The sequence below is a fragment of the Spartinivicinus marinus genome (assembly GCF_026309355.1).
GTDB lineage: Bacteria > Pseudomonadota > Gammaproteobacteria > Pseudomonadales > Zooshikellaceae > Spartinivicinus > Spartinivicinus marinus.
In genome coordinates, this window is the sequence record NZ_JAPJZK010000001.1 from 5,878,967 (window position 1) to 5,902,432 (window position 23,466).

Sequence of the window (23,466 nt, forward strand, 5' to 3'; positions counted from 1 at the left end):
AGACAGCTTCTGTAGCTTAAAGCATAGGAGCCCACCAACATAGAATGCACAAGAAACCGCAATAATGGTTTGGTCCAGATCAATGTTGTTAATTTCATGCAGACGGATACAGAAATTTTGCTAAAAAAAATTAGCGTTATCCACGCACGATATTAAAATCCAAAAAATGGGTCGAGCAGGAAATACAAGGATCATAATTGCGGATGACTCTTTCACAGAAAAACTTCAGCGCGTCATCACTGTTATGTAAGCCAAATTTTTTGACAGAATATTTTAAATCCTGCTCTATCCGGGCTTGGTTCTGACTAGTGGGCGGGATAATTGTACAATTAATTACTCGCCCCTCGTCGTCTAGCTGGTAGTGATGGTAGATCATTCCTCTTGGGGCTTCTGTACAATAACAACATTCCCCAGCTTGTGGTGTCACTGGCAGATGGGCATCTCCTGTTGGACAGGGCTCAGCCAATAGTTGTTGTGCTTCAGTTAACGCTAAAAGAATCTCTACTGCCCGAGCCTGAATGCTGGTAAACATATTTTGGTTGGGAAACACCAGACCAATATCATTAACTAGCTTTTTTATGGGACCAGGCAAAATAGCAACATTATTATTTAATCGGGCTAATGGACCGACTAAATAATCCTTACCGTCCAGCAATGAATAAAAGGCGGTCGAATGCCGCACCTGATGTTCTTTAAAATGATCAGGATATTGCCAATAATTTAACGTTAAACCATTACTGGTAGTAATATCCCCGCCATTAATGGGATAAATCTCAGAATGTTTTAAGCTGACCCAAATAAAGTCATGGCTGTAGTCCAGCAATGGTAAGCTGGCTGTCCAGCGTAATAACGCTACTGCAGCTGGTAAGGCTTGATCCACTTGTTGCCTGGCTGCATCCCAGTTTGCCGGCTCAGGCAACCGACCAAAGCCCCCTACCTGTAAACCCACTGGGTGTACTGAGCGGCCCCCTAACAAAGTCATCAAGGCATTGCCGGTTTCCTGGATTTGCATGCCCCGTTGCAAGACCTGCGGATGCTGCTTAGCCATGCTTAAGGCGCTCTCAAACCCTAAAAAATCAGGAACAGCTAAAAAGTGAATATGCAGGGAGTGGCTTTGAATCCATTCTCCCAGATTCATTAGTCGTCTGAGCTGGATTAAATGATCAGGCAATTGAATATTAAATAAGTCTTCAATGGCTTGAATGGAAGTGAGCTGATAAGCCATCGGGCAAATCCCACAGATGCGAGCATTCAGGTCAGGCACATCCTGATAGGACTTACCTTCCAGAAACTTTTCAAATAACCGGGGGGGCTCAAAAATTTTCAGGTGTAGCTTATCAATTGTATCCCCTTTGGCGGATAGCTCTAACGCCCCTTCCCCCTCTAGGCGGGTGACAAAAGGGACTTTTAAAGCAATCTTACGCTGCTTAGCCATTACTCAATTTCCTTAACCTCAATCGCCTGCCAATGGTGGCTTTCTTCCCGAAAGGGGTTGCTATGGCTGTGGATTGAGGCAAAACGCTGGGCAATTTCTCGTGGGACTAAACCCAGCCCGGCAAATCGATTGGCCAGGCTATGGCAATTGGGCTGCTCTGAAGGGCCAAAACAACCATAACAGGCTCGCCCAAAAGCCGGACATAACGCCCCACACCCTGTGCGCACCACCGGCCCTAAACAAGGAGCCTGTTGGGTGACCATGACACAGACTAGCTGGTGGCGCTTACATGCCATACAAAGCTTTTCAGCCTCCGGCCGGGGTTTAGCGCCAAATAACAGCTGACGAATAAAATGATTCACTTGCCTGACAGTAATGGGGCAACCCCACAGCTCAAAATCCACTTTAATATGCTCAGCCACCCCGGTTGAGGTCCCTAACGTGGCGATAAAGTCAGGGCGGGTATACACCGCTTGCATCCAGGCATTGCCATCAGCCATATTCCGTAATGCCTGCACCCCACCACTGGTAGCACAGGCACCGATACTGACCACTAGTTTGCTGTTCTGACGAATCTGTTGGGCACGCTTTAAATCTTCGGGAGTGGAGACACTACCTTCCACAAATGCCAGGTCCACTTTTTCATCTGGGTGGTTCAGGCCTGCTTCGATAAAGTGCTTAAACTCAACCAGCTCCACTAGTTCTAGCAAAGTGGCCCCTTGATTAAGAAAAGCCAGCTGACAGCCTGAACAAGATGTCAGTTTATGAAGGGCCACGGTCAGCTTGGTTGGGTTCGCTTGCTGGTTCATTCCCTAAACTCCTGCCAGGCCAAACCAAGACTTAATCTGTGGATAGTGAAACACAGGACCATCTTTACAGACGAAATAAGGCCCTAACTGACAATGACCACAAGAACCATGACCACACTGGAAATTCCGCTCCAGGCTCAAATAAACTGATTTATCGTGAACCTGATGTTTAGCTAATTGTTTCAGGGCCGCCAGCATCATAATCTCAGGACCACACATCAGCACGGCACAATAGTTAGCGTCAAACTGCGCCAGTGCTAATAACTCGGTCACCATGCCTAACCGCCAGTGATACTTGCGTTTTTTCTCTTCACTGGCTGCCAGTAATACCTGGCAATCACCCAAGTCACGCCAGCGTTCATACTGGGGCTGCCACAACAAATCGTTATGGTGCTTCACCCCTTGCAGTATCACGATCCTGCCATACTTGCTACGATTCTCAACGGCATAATTGATTGCTGCAACCACTGGTGCGCAGCCTAATCCAGCAGTAATGAACACTAAGTCCTGGCCTTCCAGTTGGTGTAATGGCCAGCCCTGACCAAATGGTCCCCGCAAGCCTAGTTGGGCACCAATATCCAACGCCACCAGTGGCTGGGTAACCCGACCAACGGCTCGGATAGTGTGCAGCAGCAAATCTTGCTGCCAGCCCATAATAGAGATAGGCACTTCCCCTAGCCCAAACAAATACAGCATATTGAACTGGCCAAAGGCAAAATCAAACGATGAGTTCGTCTCCAGTGCCAGGTGCAAGGTGTAAATACCCGGTGACTCCTGCTGTTTATCTGCCAATGTTGCCACTATGGGTAGTTGCAGCCCTTTAGGTAAGAATTCAGTCATCATCGACCTCATCCTTTAACAAAGCCTGAGCTTCTTCTACCAGATCAATCCCCACTGGGCACCAGCTAATACAGCGACCACAGCCCACGCAGCCACTGCGTTCAAACTGCTGTTGCCAAGTAGCCAGCTTGTGGGTTAACCACTGGCGGTAACGCTGACTGATTTCCGGGCGAAAAACTTTACCGACAATGTAACTATGCTGCTCGCTGAAACAGGAATCCCATAGTCGCACTTGCTCAGCCTGCTGCCCTTTAACATCACTGTGTGACTCCTGCTTAGAGCAAAAACAAGTGGGACAGACCAGCGTGCAATTGCCACAAGCCAGGCAGCGCTCTGCTACATCCTGCCATTGTGGGTGATCTAGCCTGTTTACCAGTTTCAGTAGTTGTTGTTCATCGGGCATGGTTCGCTGCTGGTAGGTGGCCGCTTGAAGCTGTTGTTTTGCCTCGGATAGCTGCTTTGTTTTGGCTTTGGCCAGCGGTAACTGCTGAACGATTACCTCTCCTTGATCACTGCCACTCGCCACTAAAAAGCCGGTTTCCAACTCATCCAGCAAAATATCAAAACCAAAGGTAGCGGCAGGCCCATCACCGGTGGAGACACAAAAACAGGTACTGGCACTGCGGGCGCAATTAACAGCAATGATAAATAGTTGCTGTCGCTGTGTTTGATAATATGGGTCAGGAAATAACCCGTTGAGAAAGTGCTGATCATGAATTTTCAGCGCTGCCAGATCACAACCACGCAGGCCAATAAATGCCCTTGGCTGAGCTTGCTCGGGCGTTTGGCGAAAACATAGACCCTCTGTGGTTTGTTCTGCCTGCCATAGGTGCTGTTCTGGCTTAAACAGCCAAGGCTTAAGTGCTTGAGGGCCTGTGTTCCAGTAAAAACAGCGCTGGCCGGCAGTCTGTTCCAGTTGATAGCGTCCTGGCGATACTTGCTCCTGCCAGCCCAATGGCAGTTGCTCAAAACCCGCTAATGGCGAAAAGACAATGGCACCATCCTTGACTGTTGGCCCAATGACCTCATAACCCGCTTTTCTTAGCGCTTGATACAGCTCTGGAAATTGTTGCCGTGGTAAAAAGCCTTTATCCATGGGGCTGATGCGTGGCTGACGCTGTGGCCTGGGAAACGGCTTTGCTGGTGGTTAACCAGTGTTCCCAGTCAACGAATCCCTCTCCAGTTTTCGCTGATAGTAAAAAAATTTCTGCCTGGGGATTTAACTGGCTAATTGCTTGTTTGACTTTGGTCAGGTCAAACTCCAGGTAAGGCAGTAAATCCGCTTTATTGATAATCACCAACTCACAACTGCTAAACAGATGAGGGTATTTTTCCGGCTTATCATCACCATCAGTGACGGCCATCATCGCTACTCGGCGCTGCTCACCCAGGTCAAACAACGCAGGGCAGACCAAGTTACCGACATTCTCAATAAACACCAGGCTTCCTGCTACTGGTGACAGGGCTGCTAACCCTGCTTTGATCATTTCCGCATCCAAATGACAGCCAGTACCCGTGTTAATCTGCAGAGCCTTGCCTCCCATCGCTTGGATACGCCTAGCATCATTGAGGGTTTGCTGATCCCCTTCCAACACCGCAACTTCAGGTAATCCCTCAGCCAGATCAGCTAAGGTAGCTTCTAGTAATTGAGTTTTGCCAGCGCCTGGCGTCCCCATCAGATTAATACAGGTGATATTTTGGTTAACCAGCCACTGCCGGTTTTGTTCAGCAATGGCTTCGTTTCCTGCCAATAAAGATTGCTGTAATTGAAGGCTATGAGCATCAAAATGCAGGTGATGGTGTTGGCTATCCGTGCCCGGCGCTGTTAACAGGGCTTTTTCGCTTGAGCATCCACAGTGATTACACATTAGGCGAACTCGATTTCAGTGAGAGTTAATTGCTGTCCTGAGATCAAAGTATAGTTATAACTACCACAGGGGCACGGTAAGCCCAGCCTGACTAGTTCAAACAATTTCTGACAATTATTACACCTGGCCTGACCACCGGGGTTGTCGATAACCAAGTCAGTTTTGGCTAAAGCGGCTTCTTCTTTCACCATCTCAAAACAGAACTGCAACCGGTCAGGATCCACGCAACTCAGCCCACCTACCTCAATACAGATTCTGCGGATGCTTTTATCGGTATAGGGCCTGACCTGTTGGAGTAGTGCCTGAATAATGGAGAGTTCGTGCATAGCCTGTGATGATTAAGAGTAGTTAACAAATTCGTGGTAACTGCACGCCATAGGGTGTTTCCAACATTCGTTTTCCGCCATAGGCAGTCGATAAATAAACCATCCCCTGCGAAGTCTCGGTAACTTGGCCAACCACTTTGGCTTGTTGCCCCAAGGGATGGGACTGCATGAGCTGGAGGGCTTGCTCCACCTGCTGAGCTGGCACTACAAAGGCAGCCATTCCCTCATTGGCAAGAAACAGTGGCTCTAAGCCAAGAATTTCACAGATAGCTTGGGTTTGGGGACGAATGGGTAGTTCAGGCTCAAACAGCTCAATGGTCACTTGGGAGGCTTTGGCAATTTCATTCAGTACCACGCCCAAGCCACCACGGGTGGCATCACGCATACAGCGAATTTGTGGGCATTGGGCTAATAGGGGGTGAATCAATAAAGATAACGGGGCGCAATCGCTGCGAAGGTCACTGTAAAGCCCCAGGTTTTCTCTGGCTAACATCACTGCGGCACCATGATCGCCTATAAAACCATTGACCAGGATTTTGTCTCCTGGTTGTGCAGCACTAACCTTTACCTGAATTCTACTGGGTATAACCCCCACCCCGGAGGTATTAATAAACAGCTGATCGGCCATCCCCCGCTCGACTACCTTAGTATCCCCAGTGACTATCCTCACCCCAGCCTGTTGAGCCGTTTTGGCCATAGAGCTGACAATGGATTCCAGCAGTTTGAACTCAATCCCTTCTTCGATAATAAACCCAGCACTGAGATACAAAGGCTTAGCGCCCCCTACAGCCAGGTCATTAACAGTGCCACAGACCGCTAGTTTGCCAATGTCACCGCAGGGGAAAATCAATGGTGTTACCACAAAGCTATCAGTGGTAAACGCCAGTCGATCCCCATGGGCTGTGAACTCAGCTAACGGCAGTTGCGCTTGATCTTCTTTGAGCTGACTTTGCAAGGGAGTGTCATCAAAGACACTAAGGAAAATCTCATCAATCAACTGCTGCATAGCTCTGCCACCCGCACCGTGGGCCAGAGTAATAATGGGGGAATCGGTTTTAACCAAAATCCAAGTTCTCCTTATCAGGCACCCAATTTAGCTCCTTCTCCCTTTGAAAACTATCTCGAAAGGGGCTGAAAATAAGTCTAGTGTCTGATATGGAATAACAGACTATTCTTCTGCCACTCTTGAAGGGCCATCCTTGGCCCATCAAGAGTTAAAGCGACATCCATGTCGCAGCGATAGAATACCCTGTTGCTCAATATTTATTCTCCAATAACCTGCTATCCCAAATCAGACACAAAACTCAGTATTCCTCTGATACTTGAGGTGCTTACAAAACGTTATGAGCGAAGCAAAGACAAGGCAAAAATCGACGAGAAGGCGGAGTTTATATTTGAATAAATGAGCACTTTGAGTCGATTTTTAACGCAGTATTTGCAAGCGCAATAGTTTTGTTATGTACCTTTGTAGTAATAATAGGCTGCACATGCCCCTTCTCCCGACACCATCAGCGCCCCCTTTGGATTCTCTGGTGTACATTGCTTGCGAAACAAAGGGCACTGGTCAGGCTTGAGTTTTCCCATTAACACTGCATTACAGTAACCAGGGTCTTTTATTTCAACAGAAGATTGAGACAAGACTGTGTTGTTCAGCAGTTGCCTAGCATCAAACGCCTGATAACACTCTTTAATTTTGACGCTAGAACCAGGGACCACTCCTAGTCCTCGCCACTGACTATCTACACCGTCATCAAACACTGTTGAAATAGCCTGTTGCGCTGATAAATTTCCCTCAGCAGTGACTACTCGTGCATAAGCATTTTCGATTTCGCAACGACCCTGCGCTAATTGCAAAATGAGTTGATAGAGTGCCTGGAGAAAATCTACTGGCTCAAACCCGGCAATGACCAGTGGCTTTCGGTAGCGTTTCGCAATGGGCTGGTAGGCATGAGCTCCAATAACCATGCTGACATGGCCAGGCCCAACGAAGCCGTCTAACTGGACTTTTTCCCCTGCTAATAAGGCCATTAGGGTTGGCATTAGCCGGATGTGATGACACAAAAAACGTAAATTATTAATGCCTTGCTGAGCGGCTGTAAGCAAAGAAAAAGCAATACTGGGCATGGTGGTATCAAAACCAATGGCGAAAAAAACCACCTGTTTATCTGGATTATTTTTCGCTAAGGCAATGGCATCTAACGGAGAATACAACACCTGTATATCCGCACCTTGCGCTTTGGCCTTCAACAAACTTTTCTTTGAACCCGGTACCCGCAATGGGTCACCAAAGCTGGTGAAAATCACATCTGATTGTTCAGCAATAGTCACTGCTTGATCAATGGCTTCAATGGGTAATACACAAACAGGGCAGCCGGGGCCATGAATAAACTCGATAGATTTGGGAATTAACTGATCTAAGCCAAATTTAAAAATAGCATGGGTATGTCCGCCGCAAACCTCCATAATCTGTAATGGGCGCCCCCATTTATCAGCCAGTGGGTCCGCGACAGTCTGAATCAGCTTAACCTGTTTGGTTACCTGGCTACTGTCACGGAAGACACTCGTAAGCATCATCATTGGCTATCAGGATCCATTTGCGCCAATAAATCCAAAGCTCGATCAGCTTCTTCTTGGTTAATTAATGCCATGGCAAAACCGACATGAAGTAATACCCACTCCCCCACTAACGACTCAATCGTTTTTCCCTTTAACGTCAACATCGCCACACTTACCTGTCGTTGCACCCCAGCCGTTTCCGCTAGCGCCAAGCTGTTTGCCAAGTCCGTAATAGCAATAATTTTTGCAGGTATGCCTAGGCACATGCTCAGTAATAATCCATTTTATTTTAAGCTGACACATTCTAAATAATCAGGTACTCGAACTGGCCACCCAAGGTCATCTTGAATATGTAATCGCATAGCATCTGCTGCAACCGGCTCACCATGGGTGACAAAGGTCATTTTGGGCGGTTGGGTAAGCTGATTTAACCAGTGAAGAATTTCATAATAGTCTCCATGGGCTGATAAACTATCAAGATGATAAACAGAGGCTTTTATCGGGTAGTATTGCCCATGAATTTTAATCTGGGTTGCCCCGTGGGTCATCGCATCACCTCGGGTGCCAGGTGCTTGAAAGCCAACAAATACAACACTATTTTTCTGATGAGAGACTAACGTTTTTAAGTGGTGTAATACTCTACCACCGCTTGCCATCCCACTTGCAGAAATAATAATGGCAGGAAATTTCTTGTTATTTAAGGCAATAGACTCTTCTGCAGTACGAATAAAATGAGTACCTTTATCAATAAGGTGGCACTCTTCTTTGGATAATTTATGCTCTTTATAATGCTGGCAGAATACTTCGGTAGCACTGATCGCCATTGGGCTGTTTAAATAAACAGGAATATCTGGAATCGCTTTTTTAGCTTTTAGCTGGTGAATAATATACAACACTGTTTGAGTACGCCCTACCGCGAATGCTGGTATAAGAATAATACCACCATGCTTAACCGTTTGATTAATGACGACTTCTAATAGTTGATAAGGGTCTGTTTCTTCGTGGCGACGATCACCATAAGTGGACTCTACCACTACATAGTCGGGCCGCTCTTTTATTGGCTCTGGTGCTTGCATAATAATATCATTATTTCTGCCAACATCCCCACTAAATAGAATTTTGCAATTTTTCGTTTTGATTAACAGTGCTGAAGACCCCAAAATATGTCCAACAGGATTAAAGGTAATCTGCAAGCCTGTTACTAGCTCGAAAGTTTCATGGTAGTGTTTTGTAACGAATAACTTTAGAGAGTCTCTAGCCTCTGCTTCTGTATATAAAGGTAAAGCAGGATGATGTTTTGAAAACTTATATTTATTGGCGTAACGGGCATCTTCTTCTTGGAGAAAGCCTGAGTCTGGTAGCAAAATATTACACAACGCAAGTGTTGCTTTAGTACAATATATTGGGCCACTGAAGCCATGTTTAATTAAGGCGGGAATATAGCCACTATGGTCTAAATGGGCATGGGTTAATATAATGGCTGTTATAGCAGCAGGATTGACAGGGAATTGCTGCCAGTTACGTAACCTGACATTTTTAACCCCCTGATAAAGCCCACAATCGACAAGTATCTTCTTATCTTGGTAAGTAATTAGATACTTTGAGCCTGTTACTGTTCCAGTGCCTCCTAAAAATTGTAATTTCATTGTTATCGTTTCAATACTAAAGTAGGGCAAGTAGTAAATCTAATAACCCGCTCAGCCACTGAGCCTAGCATAAATCTTTTAAAACCATGGTAACCATGAGAAGAGATAACAACTAAACCTGCATTGATTTTTCTTGCATACTCAGCAATTTCACTACCAGGGTCTCCCGATAATACAACGCTGTTAATTCCCTGCCAGTTATGCTTTTGAATATATTGTTGCAAATAAGCTTCTACTTCTTTTTGGTGTCTTTCTTCATCCAATTGCACAAAAGCCGTACCAGCCGTAACATAGTTTACAGGGTATTTTACATGTACTACTGTCACTTTTTGTGGAGACTCTGCCAGTTCTAACGCTGACTGCACTGCATCTGTGCACTCTTCAGAGAAATCAACAGGCACAATAATTGTGTTGATTTGTAGTAAGTTCATACAGAGTACCTCTGATTAACCTTTAATATTACATAATAGTTCTTTATTTATTGAAGTCGCTTTTACAGGTTTGTTTTTCCAATTTTTGCTAATGCTATAGCTGCTTGTCCTAAAGCAATGCCACCATCATTACTGGGTACCTGGCTATGGGAATAAACCATTAATCCTAAAGCGCTGAGCTCCGCTATTAGCTCACTCAGGATCAGTTGGTTTTGAAATACCCCACCACTTAGCACCACTTCTGTAAATGTCAGCTGATCTTGCTCCAATAATTTGACCACCAACGCCTTTAGCCCTTTCACCAAGCTTAGCTGAAACTTAGCAGCCAACTCAGAATGACTGATACCTTGGCTTAATTCTGTAATCATTGCTGGCCAGATAGTAGTGGTATCCAGTAGCCAGTATTCCTGATTACGACAGACAGTAAACGGATAGTAATCAGTAATATCTGCATGATATGCCAAGGCCAAGGCTTCCAGCTTCATGGCTGCTTCCCCTTCAAAGCTCAGTTGCTTAGGGGCGATTGCTAATAATGCAGCCACTGCATCTAATAGCCGACCGACAGAGCTGGTTTGGGGAAATTTATCTGTCATTTGCAATAACAATTGAGTTTCAGCGGTGTTCAGTTGTTTGAATACGGAAGGCGCTGAGTTGCTCTTGGATAACGTTTGCCAATAGCCTGCTTGAGCCAACAGTGCAATCAAGTTGCGCCAGGGCTGGCTGCTGGCTTTATCGCCGCCTAATAATGGAAAAGGCTTTAAGTGGGCAACTCGCCGATATTGATGATAATCTCCTAATAACAACTCCCCACCCCAAAATGTGCCATTATTACCATAGCCAAGCCCATCTAAAATAATGCCTAACACTGGCTGCTGGGGCATTACTTTATTTTCAGCCAGACATGCTGCCAAATGAGCATGATGGTGTTGTATTTTAATCAACGGCAGTTGTATTGTTTTTGCTATTTGTATGCCTAACCGGCTGGAAAAATAATCTGGATGTAAATCAACAGCAATTGCCTTGGGTTTTACCCCTAGCAAAGTTTGCAAATTGGCAATATCTGCATGTAATGTGTGAAAACAATCAGGATGAGATAAGTCGCCGTTATGGGTAGACAGTACTGCTTTTCCTGCTGTGGTCAGGCAAAAGGTATTTTTTAAGTCTGCGCCTAATGCTAGCACTACGTCATTATAAGTACTTAACTTGTTGGGTAGCTTGATTGAGTTAGGTACATAACCCCTGGCTCGGCGGATTAACCGAGGTTTATCTGCAATGATTTTCATCACTGAATCATCACAGCGGTGCGCTATATCTCTATTATGAAACAACCAACCATCGGCTAAATCAATTAATGCACTCTCTGCCTGATCATTTTCAGTGCAAATGGGAGCCCCCCTTACATTACCGGATGTCATGACTAAAGGTTGATTAAACTGCTTAAGTAGCAACCAATGTAAAGGAGAAGACGCAAGCATTACTCCAATAAATGCTTGGTCAGGTGCTAATTGATCTGCTAGTAGAGGCTGTTTGGGATCTAAATGCTTCTTGGCTAATAATACAATAGGTGCAGAATAACTGGATAATTGCTGCTGCTCCAATAAAGTCAGGTTAAAGAACTGTGCCGCTTGCTTAAGGTCGCACATCATAATGGCTAAAGGTTTAGCAGGTCGCTGTTTACATTGTCTTAAACGATTAATAGCGTTGCTATTGGTCGCATCACAGGTTAGTTGAAAGCCCCCGACTCCCTTGATTGCCAGTATTTTTCCTGTGGCTAACCACTCACAACACTGGTTGATTAACGCCTTTGCTTGGCCAGTTATTACATTATTTTTATTATCTTTTAGCCAAAGACTAGGGCCACATTTCGCACAAGCAATTGGTTCTGCATGAAAGCGCCGGTTAGTTGGGTCTGTATATTCTGCTTGGCATTGCTGACACAAAGGAAAGCTAGTCATGGTGGTACGGCTTCTGTCGTAAGGCATTGCTGTAAGAATGGAAAAGCGCGGGCCACACTGGGTACAGTTGATAAAGGGATAACCACAACGTCGGTTGGTAGAATCAGTTAATTCAGCTAAGCAAGCTTGGCAAAGTGCTAAATCGGCAGGAATAGCAACAGCCTGTCTTATTTGCCATTGTGCGCTTGTTACTCTACTGATTGCTTTTTCATCGTTATCACTGACCAGTATTTGAAAACGGCCAGTTTTTGCTTGGAAAATACAAGATTGCCAGTGAATCTGATCGATATAAGCTAACGCAGGACATTCCGTTTTCAATCGGTGACAAAAATGCTCAGCGATTTCAACTGTGGTAAAAAGCCTGATTTCAACACCACAGCAGGTGTTTTTAACACTGCCCAATAGCCCCATTTTCTGGGCTAGTTGGTATACAAAAGGACGAAACCCAACGCCCTGAACACAGCCGTTAACCAATAAAAGAATACCCAATCGTAATGAAGCACGCTTTTGAATTTTCCAGCTCACCCCTGCGATAACTCTTTTATGATTTTTTGATGTAACCGATGACAGACATCAGATAACGTTTGCTCAACCTGCTCATTTAATTTGCCACTAAAAGGAGTAAAATTAGCACCACCTATCGCCACTATATCAATGACAGGTAATGGATAAATTAATAAAGGTACTAACGACAATAACTCTTTAATCCCCCCGCCATGTTCAATACTTTGGGCTGCTTGTAAAAAATCAGCCCCTTGATCCGCCTTTAGTTCAACACTAGAAAAATAAGTAACTTGTCCAACCTGACTTGGACTGTTAAAACAGTCAATTAAAATTACTTTTTTGCAGTGACGAAATTGCGGTATGAGTGTTAAGCCACCAGTATTGCCATCAACTAATTCAACACTATCTGGCCAACGAAACTGTTTCAGTAATGTTACTGCATGGTAACCAATAGCATCATCACCATGCAGTGGATTACCTGCTCCAATGATACGTATGTTAATCAAGATCACTATCGTTGTTGTATTTTATTATCAACATTATAGGGCGCCTCTAATAAATACCCCACTTTAGAAGTAAACAATTATTAGAGAGGTTTTTTAGCTGAGACAAGGTCCTGCATATCATCTATCTTTAATGGGTTATTTAGCCAACCCAAGCAGCATACTAATCAGTTGCTGTAAAGTCATCAGCTGGATTGAATATCCAAAGGAGATGGAAAATGAATATCGCATTGAAGTATACCATTTTACCCAATAACACTTATAAGCTCTTAGCAAAAAGTTTCAATGAGTGTGCAGGTGTATCCTGGAAAAAAATAGAGCAAGCGAACCCAGGTATTTCACCTAAGTATTTAACACCAGGGCAAGTCATTAGCATACCAGCAACAACAAGTGACAACATTGTTTTACACTACACTATTTTAAGCGGTGACACTTATTACAATATTTCTCAACGGCTAGCTGAAACAGCCAATATCACAGCAAAAGCAATTGAACAAGCCAATCCTGGGGTTACTCCTACCGATCTTCAAGTAGGTCAAGTCATTAATATTCCCGCGACAAACACAGGTGCTTCTACTTCAAGCACACAGCAACCAACCAGCACCAAAACAGTGGCATCAACGGTTGGCTATTATGACTGGACCTGGTCACCTACCTCACCTACTGCCGACGCTAATCTGGGCATAGCATTCAGTGGTTGGGTTGATCCACAACAAGCGCTCAGTGACAGCAACAATGTTTATAATGACCTTGCTGGCAAAAAATACATCAGTTTAGGCGGGGGAAATGATAATGGCAGCTGGACAAATTCATCTTTGAGTGAAGTAACCAGCGCAATCAATAATTCAGACTTCAGCCAATATGATGGCATTGTATATGATATTGAGGTTGGCGATTCAGGGTTAGAAACATCGTTTAAGCAGTCGTTTCAAGCAGCTAAAAAAAACAACCTTTCAGTATTAGTAACCGTTAGTCACTCCGCACCCTATGGCATTTCAGATGCGTCTACACTGATGCAGAGTTTTTTTAACAGTAACAATATTGATATACTTTCCCCACAGCTGTATACCACAGGTAATGAAACAGAGAATGATTATGCTATAAGCCAAGGCGTACAGTGGAGCCAATATGCTGAGGCAAAACCAGAAATTGTTGTCAGTATTGTGAAGGCTGATATGTACCAAAGTGCCGTACAGTACTTCTCAAAGGTTAATGTCAATTTAAAAGGCTATCTTGTTTGGGCTAAAAGCGGCTAAAGTTCATTATCGCTCGACAGTCGCCCCTAAAAGCCATTCGCTTTGGCTATATATAAAAATATTACAATAACTTTGATGTAAAGTGGTTGCCTTTTGAATAGCCACTTTACAGAGCAGACATAAATACAGAGCAGACATAAATATTTTTCATCTTAAAATAGTTCATGAATCTGTCAGTTTTTTATGCAACCCAGTCTGAACGATAATCAAACATCATGAATGAAAACTAAAAGCATGAGACCTACTTGAAAAATTTAATTCACTAAAAACCGGTAAAAAAATCAAAAAACCTTCATATATTAGATAAAATGCTGATAAAATAGCAGCAGATGCAGTCTATTTGACTCCACCTACCATTACAGTCAAAAACGATGGAAATACGCTATTTCTAAGCATGTCTAACTATTTTACAAATAGCGCATACAAAACAAAAAAATGTTTTTAACTTATTAATTATATTGATTTTTTTATTTTTAAGGTATGAATCTTGCCTTTCTTCTCGTGAAAATAACATAAAATCAGGGAAGATATTGAATGAACTTAATTAAAGCGACTGCTTGTGTTGCGTTTTGTAGTATTACTAGCCTTTCTCATGCATCACTTATTGATTTTACAGGTGGCACCGTTCATCATTTTAATGGAGGGACGGCTGTCACAGATAAATCAACCAACTATCAAGAAGTTGATTATTATGTAGAAGATGGTGTTAAGTTTGACTTTATTGGTCCTTCAGGAACTGCCTCTAGTTACAATATAGGCAACTATTATGGTATCGAAAATGATGTCATCCATGGACACTGGAGTGAAGGTCCTTATGGTGATATGGAATCCATTTTTGTCAATATGCTTGATGGTAGTGCATTTGATTTAAACTATTTTAAAATTACCAGCAATACGAGTAATGGGGGTGGACCAGCCAGTGGCAATGAGAAAGTTTATTTAAATGCACTTGCTGATGGAGTCAATATTTCTTATTCCATGTTGCTTCCTTCAGATGACTGGGGTTTTAATGGACCTAATGCAGAAATTTTCTTAGGTGCAGAATTCGACAATATTTCTGCATTTTCTATTACTTATGAGGCAAGTGCAGTAGGGTTTGGCATGGATGAGTTTTTTATTAACGAGGAGCCTACACCTATACCAGAGCCCATTTCTATTTTATCGTTTGCATTAGGCCTTGCTGGACTTACGCTCAATCGTAAAAAAACTCATTAAGAGGTTTTTACAACTCGCACAAGGGATGTAAACTTGTACTGAGAATGACTTATCTCGGATATTCTGGTAGTAGGTCGTTGATACGATTTACTACCGTTTTGAGATTCTAATCAGACAGTCCAAATAACCTTACGCATTATACATGTCATCTTGTTCGTCCAACACTATTTTACCCTCCCCTTGTTGTTTCGCCGCCAATAGCGCCCTCTCAGCCCTTAGATAAAGTAAATCACTAGTCTCAAGTTTATTATACACTGCAATACCCAGTGATATGGTTCTACTAATAAAAGTATGTTCATCTATAGGTAGTTTTATCAAGCTAACCGCTTGCCTAAGCCGCTCGGCGATTTCTTTTGCTCCTTCTACAGAACAATAAGGTAGTATTATTGCAAACTCTTCCCCGCCTATCCTGGCAATCACTTCATTACTTCGCAATGTTTTGGTAATTGTTTCAGCGATAGCGACTAGAAATTCATCACCTATCGTATGGCCATACTGTTGGTTTATGAGTTTAAAACTATCAATATCCAACATAATTAAGGCAAATGAGATTTTATGGCGCTTTGCTGTTGAGACCTCTTCAACTAAGCGGCTACGAAAGTGACGGATATTAAATAACCCGGTAGTAGGGTCTTTTACAGATAGTTGCCCAACAACCGTTTCGTTATACCCAACGTACCAGCCAATACAACCAAATACGACCATTGAGCCAATTAACATATAAAGGTACAAACCAATGTTCTGATAAACCTCAAACCATACATTTTGCCCTTGTAACCATCGAATCAATAGCCAGCCAGCGGGGGGTGCCAAGGCAAGAAACAAACCCTGTACTGATCTTATAATCTGTTTGTAACTTATTAACTTGACATCCACCTTATCCTACTCACAACTTTAACCGTATTGATATACCAAAGTATAAGATATAGCTGTCATTCTGTAATGGTTAGAACAGCAACAAGCGTCTTTTCCAGCCAGCGGCTGAAATGTTGGCATCCCCCTATAGTAAAAAAGTAAGGCGTAATTTAGTGTAATTGAGTATGTGGTGAATAGAAATTATGATAGAAAGGCAGGATAACAAACAAAAATACAGACTTATATTGATCATCTCAACTAAGTTTTTATTTACCAAAATTCATGTTTAGGTGAGAAAAGTTAAAAAAACTATGGTTAAGAGTACAAGGTGATTACTATGAAAGACTATAGATGGCAACTAGCAGAGTTACAGGACACAGTGGATGAGTTAGATTCTATGCTGCTAGAAATTATTGAACAAAGAAGAAAAATCACTCATCAAATTGGAAAAATTAAAAATAAAGTTAATATGCCAGTTTTTTCTACTCATCATGAAGTAGAATTATTCAAACGACTGTATCAACAAAGTGATCAAAAAAGAATTCCAAGAGACCTTGTAGAAAGTGTTTTTAAAAGTATTATCAGTGATTCCTACAATACACAGCAAGATAACTATAAAGATAATGTATTAGTATTCAAAAGAAAAAATTGGGTTGATATCACTAGTAACAGCACCCACTAAATAGTTGGGCCGTTTAGAATAATGCTGTAATAAGGTGTAGTACTATATCAAACGAATCAGGTTAAGCTAATAAATAATACAATCAACACCCAAGGACAGGGGCATGAATGCTGAACTGATCGATCAATATCTAGAAGCTGTTTGTCCAAAGTGTCAGTCAGTGATTAAGAAGAAAATTTACGCAATAATTGGTTGTCAAACATGCGGATATACTGGTAAAGCAGTACCCGTTATTACAGCTAGCATGGCTGAGGCTATAAATATATCAACACCTAGTCATTTGCCAAATACCAAATAGTAGTAGTCACTTGACTGCTTTTCATAATCAAAGTTATAAAAAACAGAGACTGACTGTCTGTCTAGCTATCAATACAACACTAGCAGTACTAGACTTTCTATGTATAAGCTTATTCATGCATCAAGTTTAGCTGGAGCTAGTCATGGCAAGGATATTAGATCAGCATTCAGGAGAGATCGTTAACCTTCAGTCCCAACATATTTTTGGACGCCATCCCACGTCAACTCATACCGTTTTGCCCAATCCTGATGCTTCACGCATGCATGCTGTGATTACATGGGATGGTGAGTTTTGGTGGCTACAAGACTCCAGTTCCAATGGTACCTTGATTAACAACAGTAGAATGCAATCCGGAGGGAAAGTTTGCTTGAAAACTGGCGATCAAATCGTTTTTGGTAACAATACGACACATCAATGGCAACTACTGGATGTTGTCCCCCCACAAAGTATGCTAAAAGCAATAAGTCCAAGTCTTTCAGATATTATTCTGGAAGATATTGTTGCCCTGCCCTCAGAACAAAACCCTGATGTTGTCATTTATATGACTGCTCAAGGAAGTTGGGTATGTGAAAGCCAGTCAGGTACAACACTGCTCAAATCAGGTGACCAGGTTGGGGTGACAGATAATGTGTGGCAGTTTATTGAGGCAGCACCTTGTGTACAAACCCAAATGGTCGTAGAAAACCAGCCTACTTCACCAAGATTTACTTTTAATGTCAGCCAAAATGAAGAACATGTTTTCTTGAAAATTCAGTTTACACATCAGGAAATCGACTTAGGACAAAGAACCCACCATTATTTATTACTTTTGTTGGCCCGCAAACGGCAGGAAGATAAAGTAGCGGGACTGCAGGCTACAGAACAAGGCTGGATAGATAAAGAACTGCTCAGCGATATACTTAAACTCAGTGAAAATCATATTAATATCCAAATTTATCGCTTTAGAAAGCAGCTAATCAGTGCATTATTGCCGAAGACAACGTCTTTTCCTCAAGTAATAGAACGAAGACGACGGGAAGTTCGCTTTGGCTATGAAGATATTGATATTCAGGGTGGTACTATGGCGTCCACAGACAATCTCACTGTTGTCGGTTAGTCTTGTTAATTCAGGTTGTTATGCATACAACTATACAATTATGATCTAACCTTACATTCCATAACCTCATCTGTTGTATAGCATTCCTTAGGGAAAATGGTTAGGAAATGTAGGCAATGGAATCGCCAGAGCTACTGTTATTAAACAAAAATATCCACTTACCTTCAGATAAGTACAGTTTAATTGAAAAAATAGGTGAAGGAGGCTTTGGCCAAGTATATAAAGCCAAGCAAACTAACACTGGGCAACTGGTTGCCATCAAGTTTTTAACCCTCAATCCAGCATTTAATGCTGATAAAAAAAGACGCTATATCGAGCGATTTGCGCGTGAAACTCTTTTATGCAGCCGCTTACATCACCCTCATATTGTCCGGCTTTTAGATAAAGGACAAGAAGAGAGTGACCTGCTGTATGCTGTATTTGAATATGTGGAAGGTCTATCCCTCAAAGAACGTTTAGCACGGTCAGGCCCATTATTACCTGCAGAAGCAGCGCAAACTATGGCACAGGTTTTAGATGCCCTAGCCCACGCCCATAAACAAGGCGTTGTTCACCGAGATATTAAGCCAGCCAATATTATGCTCAGCCAGGTAGGGGCAACCACCCACGTTAAAATATTAGATTTTGGTATTGGCTCTTTAGTGAATGAAGCACGACAGCTTGATTATAAAACCATTACTTTAACTCAAGAAACCCTGGGTACTCCCTCCTACAGTGCGCCAGAACAATTACGCGGAGAACCCCCTACCCCACAAACGGATATTTATGTATGGGGATTAGTTTTTCTAGAGTGCTTAACGGGTAAACCAGCCGTATCAGGCTCAAACCTAGCCTCTATTTTTCACAAACAATTAAGTCATTCCAATATTCCAATACCACCAGCCATTGCAGGCCATCCTGTCACAGTTTTGCTGAGACGGGTCTTGAATAAAAAAGCGAATGAACGGGCTGCCAATGCCGCTGAACTGTATCATGAATTTACCCAAATTAACTTAGCAACGATTGTAGGCGACTTAAGTGAAGAAAACGCCTCAATGATTCCGCCAACAACTACCCAAGCTGTCACTGCTCAATACAACAAAACAATAGTTAATGATACCCAGTTTTATCATACCAGCCTAACTGAAGTTAAACAGCTGACTGTTTTATGTCTGACGTTACAGATTAAGTCTGTGGTTGATGTAACAGCTAACACCGAAATACTGGATACGCTGCACCGTGATCAGAAAGCACAGTGTATTGATACTGCCATACGCTTTGGTGCTTATCATGTGGGTACCCTTGGTGACACCCTACTGTTTTATTTTGGTTACCCTAAAGTCAGTGAAAATGATTGCCGATTATCTGCCCGTACGGCATTAGAAATTTTCAGTAATTTAACCAAAACCAATGCCTTATTAAAGAAAACCCAAGGGGTTGAAATACACCCTAAAATAGGTATTCATACGGGTGCTGTCACTATCTATTCAGATGCTACACCAGAAGGTGAAACACCCAATCTCGCCATGGAGCTAGCCCGCCTTGCTATGCCGATGCAAGTACTTTGCTCTGAGTTCACGAAAAATCAATTAGAGCGTTACATTGAATTCGAGCCAACCAGTGCTAAGGTGACTAGCTATCAGCAACGTGAGTTGCTTTTATACAGCTTAAAGGCTGAACGTGCCGTTGAAGCCTTTGGCTTTTTACGAGCCAATCACTCCAATCAAAACTTTATTGCCCGTCAGCATGAGCTAAATCAACTTATTAAGTTGTTAAATAACAATCAAATAAAAAACTCCACTGATCAGAATCATACCCAATTTGCACATGTGTGGGGTGAAGCAGGAATTGGCAAATCCCGACTTATCTTTGAATTTCGAAGGAAAGCTACAAGCTTTAACCACTATATTGCCCAATGTTTACCAGAACATAAAAATAATGCACTATATCCAGTACTTAACCTATTAAAATATCAGTATGCTTTGGATTCAATATCACCTGAAAAAGCAATTCAAGTACTAAAAAGTCAAGTTAATAACTCTGGTCAATTAGACGAAAAACAATCTATTCCAATACTTTATTCTTGGTTAGGCTTACCATTACCAGATTATTTATCGGATGTTGCTTTTTCACCAGATTCCCAGAAACAAATCTTATTTATCACGTTAAGCTGCCTACTTAATCAGCAAAGTAATTTAACTTCCAACCAACATAACTTGTATATTTTCGAAGATATTCACTGGGCAGACCCAACTACCTTAGAGTTTATTGCTTATTGGCTAGCTAGTGAAGCGTTTGCTAAAAATCAGGCAATTTTTGTCAGCACCTCACGTGAAGTAATACCCCAGCACCTATCAGCACATCCCTTTACAATCGTTGAGTTATCAAAGCTAGATTATAATAATACTGCCGAGTTTATTATTAGCCGCTTTGAACATCAAAATGTTTCTGATCAAGTGTTGGATATTGTTGCCACTCGAACTGATGGGATCCCCTTATTTATCGAAGAAATGGTCAATATGCTTAAGCAAAAGCAATTAGTCCAGTATTTAAATGGCATTATTGACTTTAGTAGTCCTGATAAAATCAATGAAGTCCCTTCCAGCTTAAGGGAGTCTCTCCAACAAAAACTGGATAGTTTAGTTTATGGCAAGGAAACCGCTCAATTAGCTGCGACCATTGGCCGTGAGTTTAATTATAAGTTGTTAGTATCAGCTTCTAGCCGCAGTGAAGAGCAAGTTCAAATAGACCTGAATGAGTTAATAGAAGCAGACCTGGTATATTTACAACGCAAAATTGGTGATGATACTTATATCTTTAAGCATGCTTTGGTTAGGGATGCAGCTTATGAAAGCATCCCCTCTGACAAGCTTGAAGGTTTTCATAAGTATGTAGCAGATACACTGGTTAGTCATTTCGAGAGTTTTATCAAAAACAACCCTGGTGTAGTTGCTGATCACTATCATAAAGCCAATGATTTCATTCTTGCAAGTCAATATGGCATTAAAGATGTCAGTAACTTGTCACAAAGATCTTTAGATCAAGAAGCTGAACAACGTAGTAAACAAGTCAATCAATGGATTGCCTTAATTAATTCTAATCAATCTGTAGAAAAAAGAATAACAAATGAGTTGCAACTCCAATTAAACTCAGCACTTTTACCTGTTAGAACAAAGATTCAAGGTTGGGGGGCAAAAGGTATCAAACAGCTTGCTGAAGAGAATATTCAGCTAATTAACCATATCAAAGATTCAAATGAAAGTAATTTATCTAATAAGGAATTAAGTCAGCTGGAATATAAAGCAGAGTGGGTACTGCTGATATATCATCACTATCAAGGTAATAGGAAAATAGCCAGAAAACTAGGTGAAGAGCTTCTGAAGAAAGCTCGTCAAAAAAAAGACAGAATACAAGAGTTGATTGTTAGGACGACTTTAGGCCAGGCTTACTTTTTTGATTGCGACTTTTCATTAGCTAAAGAAACTCTAGCATGGGTAATAGAAAACTATGATCATGAAAAAGACATCAACTTAAATATTGAATATGGATTTGATCCCTATCACTTTTCTTCTGGAAATATCATGGCCATTGAGGCTCTTACTGGTAATATAACAAAAGCCCTACAGTATCGAGACAACTGTTTGGCACAGGCGATTAAAACCAATAATATATCAACGATAGCCACTGGTTACACCTGGGGCACTATTTATTATTTTATTATGTATGATCGAGAAGGTATGAGACAGTGGTGTGAAGAAGGTATAAAAAGTTACGGTAAAAAATTTCAAGACAACTGGATTCTTGATCACTTTTATATGAACTATGATTGGACTCAAAATCAATATGAGCGGGCAGCAAAGACAGTTAAAGATTGTATTGAATCCGGTCAAGTTGGCTTTTTACATTGGTACGATCCATTATTGGCAAGAACTTACATAGAGCATAGAATGTTTAATGAAGCAGTTAATATACTTGAAAGTTCATTAAAAAGATCACAAGGTTTTGGCGATATTTGCATTTTATCTATTCTTTATCGCCACCTTGCAATTGCTTATTATTGTCAAGCAGGCTACCTTAATAAAAAAAGTGAGGACTGTTTTCAAAAAGCTATTAGTGAAGCACAGCAGCGTCATAGTATATGGCAAGAGTTTATGGCAATTTATGAATATTTAAAATACTCTGAGATAACAAGCGATAGAAGAGGTTTATATCTACGACTAAAAGAAATCATTCTATTGCTTAAAGGGACGAATGATGAGAAACACCTAAATAACAATGCCCACTTTATTCAAGCAAACAGTTTAGTTTTAAGGAGATTTAAAGATGAAAGAGATGCTATCTAGTGATTTTTTTACACATAAAAAAACATTCTCATACAATGGCTTTATAGATATTTCTAAAATCTCTCGACAATGGTTTTCATTAATGGTAAAGCTGAATGAGTCTCGCAGATTAGCAAACTTTTTCTCAGAAGACAGCTTAATTGATGATCCAAATGACGCAAAAAATAAAGTTTGGCAGATAAAATCAACCGAATATACAAGGTATTTTTTAACAACAGGGATTGCTATTTTTGATATATATAACCAGAAACAAAATATACTAGATAAGTATAAACACCAAGAAACTATGCCAGTAGATCGGGTAATTCTAGTAAAAGATAAGGATTTAGAATCTAAATTAGATAAACTAAAACAGTACCAGTTTAAAGATGGGCTTTATATTGAAAATGTAGAAAAATGGCCTGGGTGTGGAATGGCTCTACCTGAAAAAGTACGTATTAGACTTAATCCAGATATTGTGTGGCCAATTTTTGAAGCTCAAATTAAGCAAAAATCATCTGACAAGCTTTATAAAATAAAAATTGGCAACTCAACAAATCAAATTAACTGGAGCTATGAAGAAATTGATATAGTTACAAAATTAACCCAAAAAGATGAGATTTTTATTTCAGGGCAAACAAAAGATTGTATAGATAATAATTGTTTGGAAAGATTTGATGAAGTTTTTTATCAACTTCAACAAGGAGCAACAAAAGTAAAGGTAAAATTCAAAGCAAATGAATACGAGTTTCAAAAAGATACTGCTTTATTGGTATTACCCTATACATGCCCTGCATTTGATATTCTAACAGAAATTAATTTCGATGGGACTAATGATATAGTTTTAACAACTACCTAGGGAACAAGTGGGGGCTGCTACCCCTTAAAGA

The 23,466-nt window shown here is 41.6% G+C and carries 21 protein-coding genes; 7 read left to right on the forward strand and 14 right to left on the reverse strand.

Going from position 1 to position 23,466, the window contains the following annotated elements; genetic code table 11:
* Window positions 1-136: 136 nt before the first annotated feature.
* The 13 genes from OQE68_RS26000 to OQE68_RS26060 all read right to left on the reverse strand — a co-directional run bounded on the left by OQE68_RS26000 (window position 137) and on the right by OQE68_RS26060 (window position 12,876).
* Entirely contained in the window at window positions 137-1,435 is a 1,299-nt protein-coding gene (locus OQE68_RS26000; protein WP_180568983.1) for a Ni/Fe hydrogenase subunit alpha, read from the reverse strand.
* Window positions 1,435-2,244, reverse strand: a complete 810-nt coding sequence (locus OQE68_RS26005; protein ID WP_180568982.1) for an NADH-quinone oxidoreductase subunit B family protein — start codon at window positions 2,242-2,244, stop codon at window positions 1,435-1,437. The genes OQE68_RS26000 and OQE68_RS26005 overlap by 1 nt, the downstream gene beginning before the upstream one ends.
* Before the next feature lie 3 nt (window positions 2,245-2,247).
* On the reverse strand, window positions 2,248-3,087 hold the full coding sequence (locus OQE68_RS26010; RefSeq protein ID WP_255490890.1) for an FAD/NAD(P)-binding protein: 840 nt from the start codon (window positions 3,085-3,087) through the stop codon (window positions 2,248-2,250).
* Window positions 3,077-4,180 (reverse strand): 4Fe-4S dicluster domain-containing protein, encoded by a 1,104-nt coding sequence (locus OQE68_RS26015; protein ID WP_180568981.1) that lies wholly within the window; start codon window positions 4,178-4,180, stop codon window positions 3,077-3,079. The genes OQE68_RS26010 and OQE68_RS26015 overlap by 11 nt, the downstream gene beginning before the upstream one ends.
* Complete coding sequence (hypB, locus tag OQE68_RS26020) at window positions 4,173-4,952, reverse strand: hydrogenase nickel incorporation protein HypB (protein WP_180568980.1); 780 nt, start codon at window positions 4,950-4,952, stop codon at window positions 4,173-4,175. The genes OQE68_RS26015 and hypB overlap by 8 nt, the downstream gene beginning before the upstream one ends.
* Window positions 4,952-5,278 (reverse strand): hydrogenase maturation nickel metallochaperone HypA/HybF, encoded by a 327-nt coding sequence (locus tag OQE68_RS26025; protein WP_180568979.1) that lies wholly within the window; start codon window positions 5,276-5,278, stop codon window positions 4,952-4,954. Before OQE68_RS26025 ends, hypB begins: the two co-directional genes overlap by 1 nt.
* Before the next feature lie 22 nt (window positions 5,279-5,300).
* Complete coding sequence (gene hypE / locus OQE68_RS26030) at window positions 5,301-6,341, reverse strand: hydrogenase expression/formation protein HypE (RefSeq protein WP_255490889.1); 1,041 nt, start codon at window positions 6,339-6,341, stop codon at window positions 5,301-5,303.
* Between the two features lie 392 nt (window positions 6,342-6,733).
* Window positions 6,734-7,855, reverse strand: a complete 1,122-nt coding sequence (gene hypD, locus OQE68_RS26035) for a hydrogenase formation protein HypD (RefSeq protein ID WP_255490888.1) — start codon at window positions 7,853-7,855, stop codon at window positions 6,734-6,736.
* Window positions 7,852-8,100 (reverse strand): HypC/HybG/HupF family hydrogenase formation chaperone, encoded by a 249-nt coding sequence (locus OQE68_RS26040; protein WP_180568978.1) that lies wholly within the window; start codon window positions 8,098-8,100, stop codon window positions 7,852-7,854. The genes hypD and OQE68_RS26040 overlap by 4 nt, the downstream gene beginning before the upstream one ends.
* An 18-nt stretch (window positions 8,101-8,118) precedes the next feature.
* Window positions 8,119-9,480, reverse strand: a complete 1,362-nt coding sequence (locus OQE68_RS26045) for an MBL fold metallo-hydrolase RNA specificity domain-containing protein (RefSeq protein WP_180568977.1) — start codon at window positions 9,478-9,480, stop codon at window positions 8,119-8,121.
* A gap of 2 nt (window positions 9,481-9,482) precedes the next feature.
* Complete coding sequence (locus tag OQE68_RS26050) at window positions 9,483-9,911, reverse strand: universal stress protein (RefSeq protein WP_180568976.1); 429 nt, start codon at window positions 9,909-9,911, stop codon at window positions 9,483-9,485.
* 62 nt (window positions 9,912-9,973) lie between these two features.
* Window positions 9,974-12,391, reverse strand: coding sequence for a carbamoyltransferase HypF (gene hypF, locus OQE68_RS26055; RefSeq protein WP_180568975.1), 2,418 nt, complete (start codon window positions 12,389-12,391; stop codon window positions 9,974-9,976).
* Window positions 12,388-12,876: a hydrogenase maturation protease gene (locus OQE68_RS26060; RefSeq protein ID WP_180568974.1), complete on the reverse strand. Its 489-nt coding sequence runs from the start codon at window positions 12,874-12,876 to the stop codon at window positions 12,388-12,390. The genes hypF and OQE68_RS26060 overlap by 4 nt, the downstream gene beginning before the upstream one ends.
* 215 nt (window positions 12,877-13,091) lie before the next feature.
* On the opposite strand from OQE68_RS26060, the gene OQE68_RS26065 reads away from it, so the two are divergent.
* The gene (locus OQE68_RS26065; RefSeq protein ID WP_180568973.1) at window positions 13,092-14,129 is read left to right on the forward strand and encodes a LysM peptidoglycan-binding domain-containing protein; all 1,038 of its coding nucleotides are present in this window, start codon (window positions 13,092-13,094) and stop codon (window positions 14,127-14,129) included.
* A 534-nt stretch (window positions 14,130-14,663) separates the two neighbouring features.
* Window positions 14,664-15,344, forward strand: coding sequence for a PEP-CTERM sorting domain-containing protein (locus tag OQE68_RS26070; RefSeq protein WP_180568972.1), 681 nt, complete (start codon window positions 14,664-14,666; stop codon window positions 15,342-15,344).
* A 129-nt stretch (window positions 15,345-15,473) separates the two neighbouring features.
* Here OQE68_RS26070 and OQE68_RS26075 read toward each other — a convergent pair whose 3' ends face one another.
* On the reverse strand, window positions 15,474-16,157 hold the full coding sequence (locus tag OQE68_RS26075) for a GGDEF domain-containing protein (protein ID WP_180568971.1): 684 nt from the start codon (window positions 16,155-16,157) through the stop codon (window positions 15,474-15,476).
* A 379-nt stretch (window positions 16,158-16,536) separates the two neighbouring features.
* Here OQE68_RS26075 and OQE68_RS26080 point away from each other — a divergent pair, with 379 nt between their 5' ends.
* The 5 genes from OQE68_RS26080 to OQE68_RS26100 all read left to right on the forward strand — a co-directional run bounded on the left by OQE68_RS26080 (window position 16,537) and on the right by OQE68_RS26100 (window position 23,435).
* Complete coding sequence (locus OQE68_RS26080) at window positions 16,537-16,881, forward strand: chorismate mutase (protein ID WP_180568970.1); 345 nt, start codon at window positions 16,537-16,539, stop codon at window positions 16,879-16,881.
* 103 nt (window positions 16,882-16,984) lie between these two features.
* Window positions 16,985-17,179: a hypothetical protein gene (locus OQE68_RS26085; protein WP_180568969.1), complete on the forward strand. Its 195-nt coding sequence runs from the start codon at window positions 16,985-16,987 to the stop codon at window positions 17,177-17,179.
* Between the two features lie 142 nt (window positions 17,180-17,321).
* Window positions 17,322-18,275: an FHA domain-containing protein gene (locus OQE68_RS26090; RefSeq protein ID WP_180568968.1), complete on the forward strand. Its 954-nt coding sequence runs from the start codon at window positions 17,322-17,324 to the stop codon at window positions 18,273-18,275.
* A 116-nt stretch (window positions 18,276-18,391) separates the two neighbouring features.
* Window positions 18,392-22,597, forward strand: coding sequence for a TOMM system kinase/cyclase fusion protein (locus OQE68_RS26095; RefSeq protein WP_180568967.1), 4,206 nt, complete (start codon window positions 18,392-18,394; stop codon window positions 22,595-22,597).
* A complete protein-coding gene (locus OQE68_RS26100; protein WP_180568966.1) occupies window positions 22,578-23,435 on the forward strand; it encodes a hypothetical protein in 858 nt (285 codons plus the stop codon). The genes OQE68_RS26095 and OQE68_RS26100 overlap by 20 nt, the downstream gene beginning before the upstream one ends.
* The last annotated feature ends 31 nt before the right edge of the window (window positions 23,436-23,466 follow it).

What these genes read in the sequence shown, in the direction of transcription:
- OQE68_RS26070 (WP_180568972.1), top strand. Translation starts at nt 14,664, where the DNA reads ATGAACTTAATTAAAGCGACTGCTTGTGTTGCGTTTTGTAGTATTACT.
- hypD (WP_255490888.1), bottom strand. Translation starts at nt 7,855, where the DNA reads ATGATGATGCTTACGAGTGTCTTCCGTGACAGTAGCCAGGTAACCAAA.
- OQE68_RS26010 (WP_255490890.1), bottom strand. Translation starts at nt 3,087, where the DNA reads ATGATGACTGAATTCTTACCTAAAGGGCTGCAACTACCCATAGTGGCA.
- OQE68_RS26005 (WP_180568982.1), bottom strand. Translation starts at nt 2,244, where the DNA reads ATGAACCAGCAAGCGAACCCAACCAAGCTGACCGTGGCCCTTCATAAA.
- OQE68_RS26040 (WP_180568978.1), bottom strand. Translation starts at nt 8,100, where the DNA reads ATGTGCCTAGGCATACCTGCAAAAATTATTGCTATTACGGACTTGGCA.
- OQE68_RS26080 (WP_180568970.1), top strand. Translation starts at nt 16,537, where the DNA reads ATGAAAGACTATAGATGGCAACTAGCAGAGTTACAGGACACAGTGGAT.
- OQE68_RS26015 (WP_180568981.1), bottom strand. Translation starts at nt 4,180, where the DNA reads ATGGATAAAGGCTTTTTACCACGGCAACAATTTCCAGAGCTGTATCAA.
- OQE68_RS26085 (WP_180568969.1), top strand. Translation starts at nt 16,985, where the DNA reads ATGAATGCTGAACTGATCGATCAATATCTAGAAGCTGTTTGTCCAAAG.
- OQE68_RS26045 (WP_180568977.1), bottom strand. Translation starts at nt 9,480, where the DNA reads ATGAAATTACAATTTTTAGGAGGCACTGGAACAGTAACAGGCTCAAAG.
- OQE68_RS26095 (WP_180568967.1), top strand. Translation starts at nt 18,392, where the DNA reads ATGGAATCGCCAGAGCTACTGTTATTAAACAAAAATATCCACTTACCT.
- OQE68_RS26100 (WP_180568966.1), top strand. Translation starts at nt 22,578, where the DNA reads ATGAAAGAGATGCTATCTAGTGATTTTTTTACACATAAAAAAACATTC.
- OQE68_RS26025 (WP_180568979.1), bottom strand. Translation starts at nt 5,278, where the DNA reads ATGCACGAACTCTCCATTATTCAGGCACTACTCCAACAGGTCAGGCCC.
- OQE68_RS26065 (WP_180568973.1), top strand. Translation starts at nt 13,092, where the DNA reads ATGAATATCGCATTGAAGTATACCATTTTACCCAATAACACTTATAAG.
- OQE68_RS26050 (WP_180568976.1), bottom strand. Translation starts at nt 9,911, where the DNA reads ATGAACTTACTACAAATCAACACAATTATTGTGCCTGTTGATTTCTCT.
- OQE68_RS26090 (WP_180568968.1), top strand. Translation starts at nt 17,322, where the DNA reads ATGGCAAGGATATTAGATCAGCATTCAGGAGAGATCGTTAACCTTCAG.
- OQE68_RS26000 (WP_180568983.1), bottom strand. Translation starts at nt 1,435, where the DNA reads ATGGCTAAGCAGCGTAAGATTGCTTTAAAAGTCCCTTTTGTCACCCGC.
- hypB (WP_180568980.1), bottom strand. Translation starts at nt 4,952, where the DNA reads ATGTGTAATCACTGTGGATGCTCAAGCGAAAAAGCCCTGTTAACAGCG.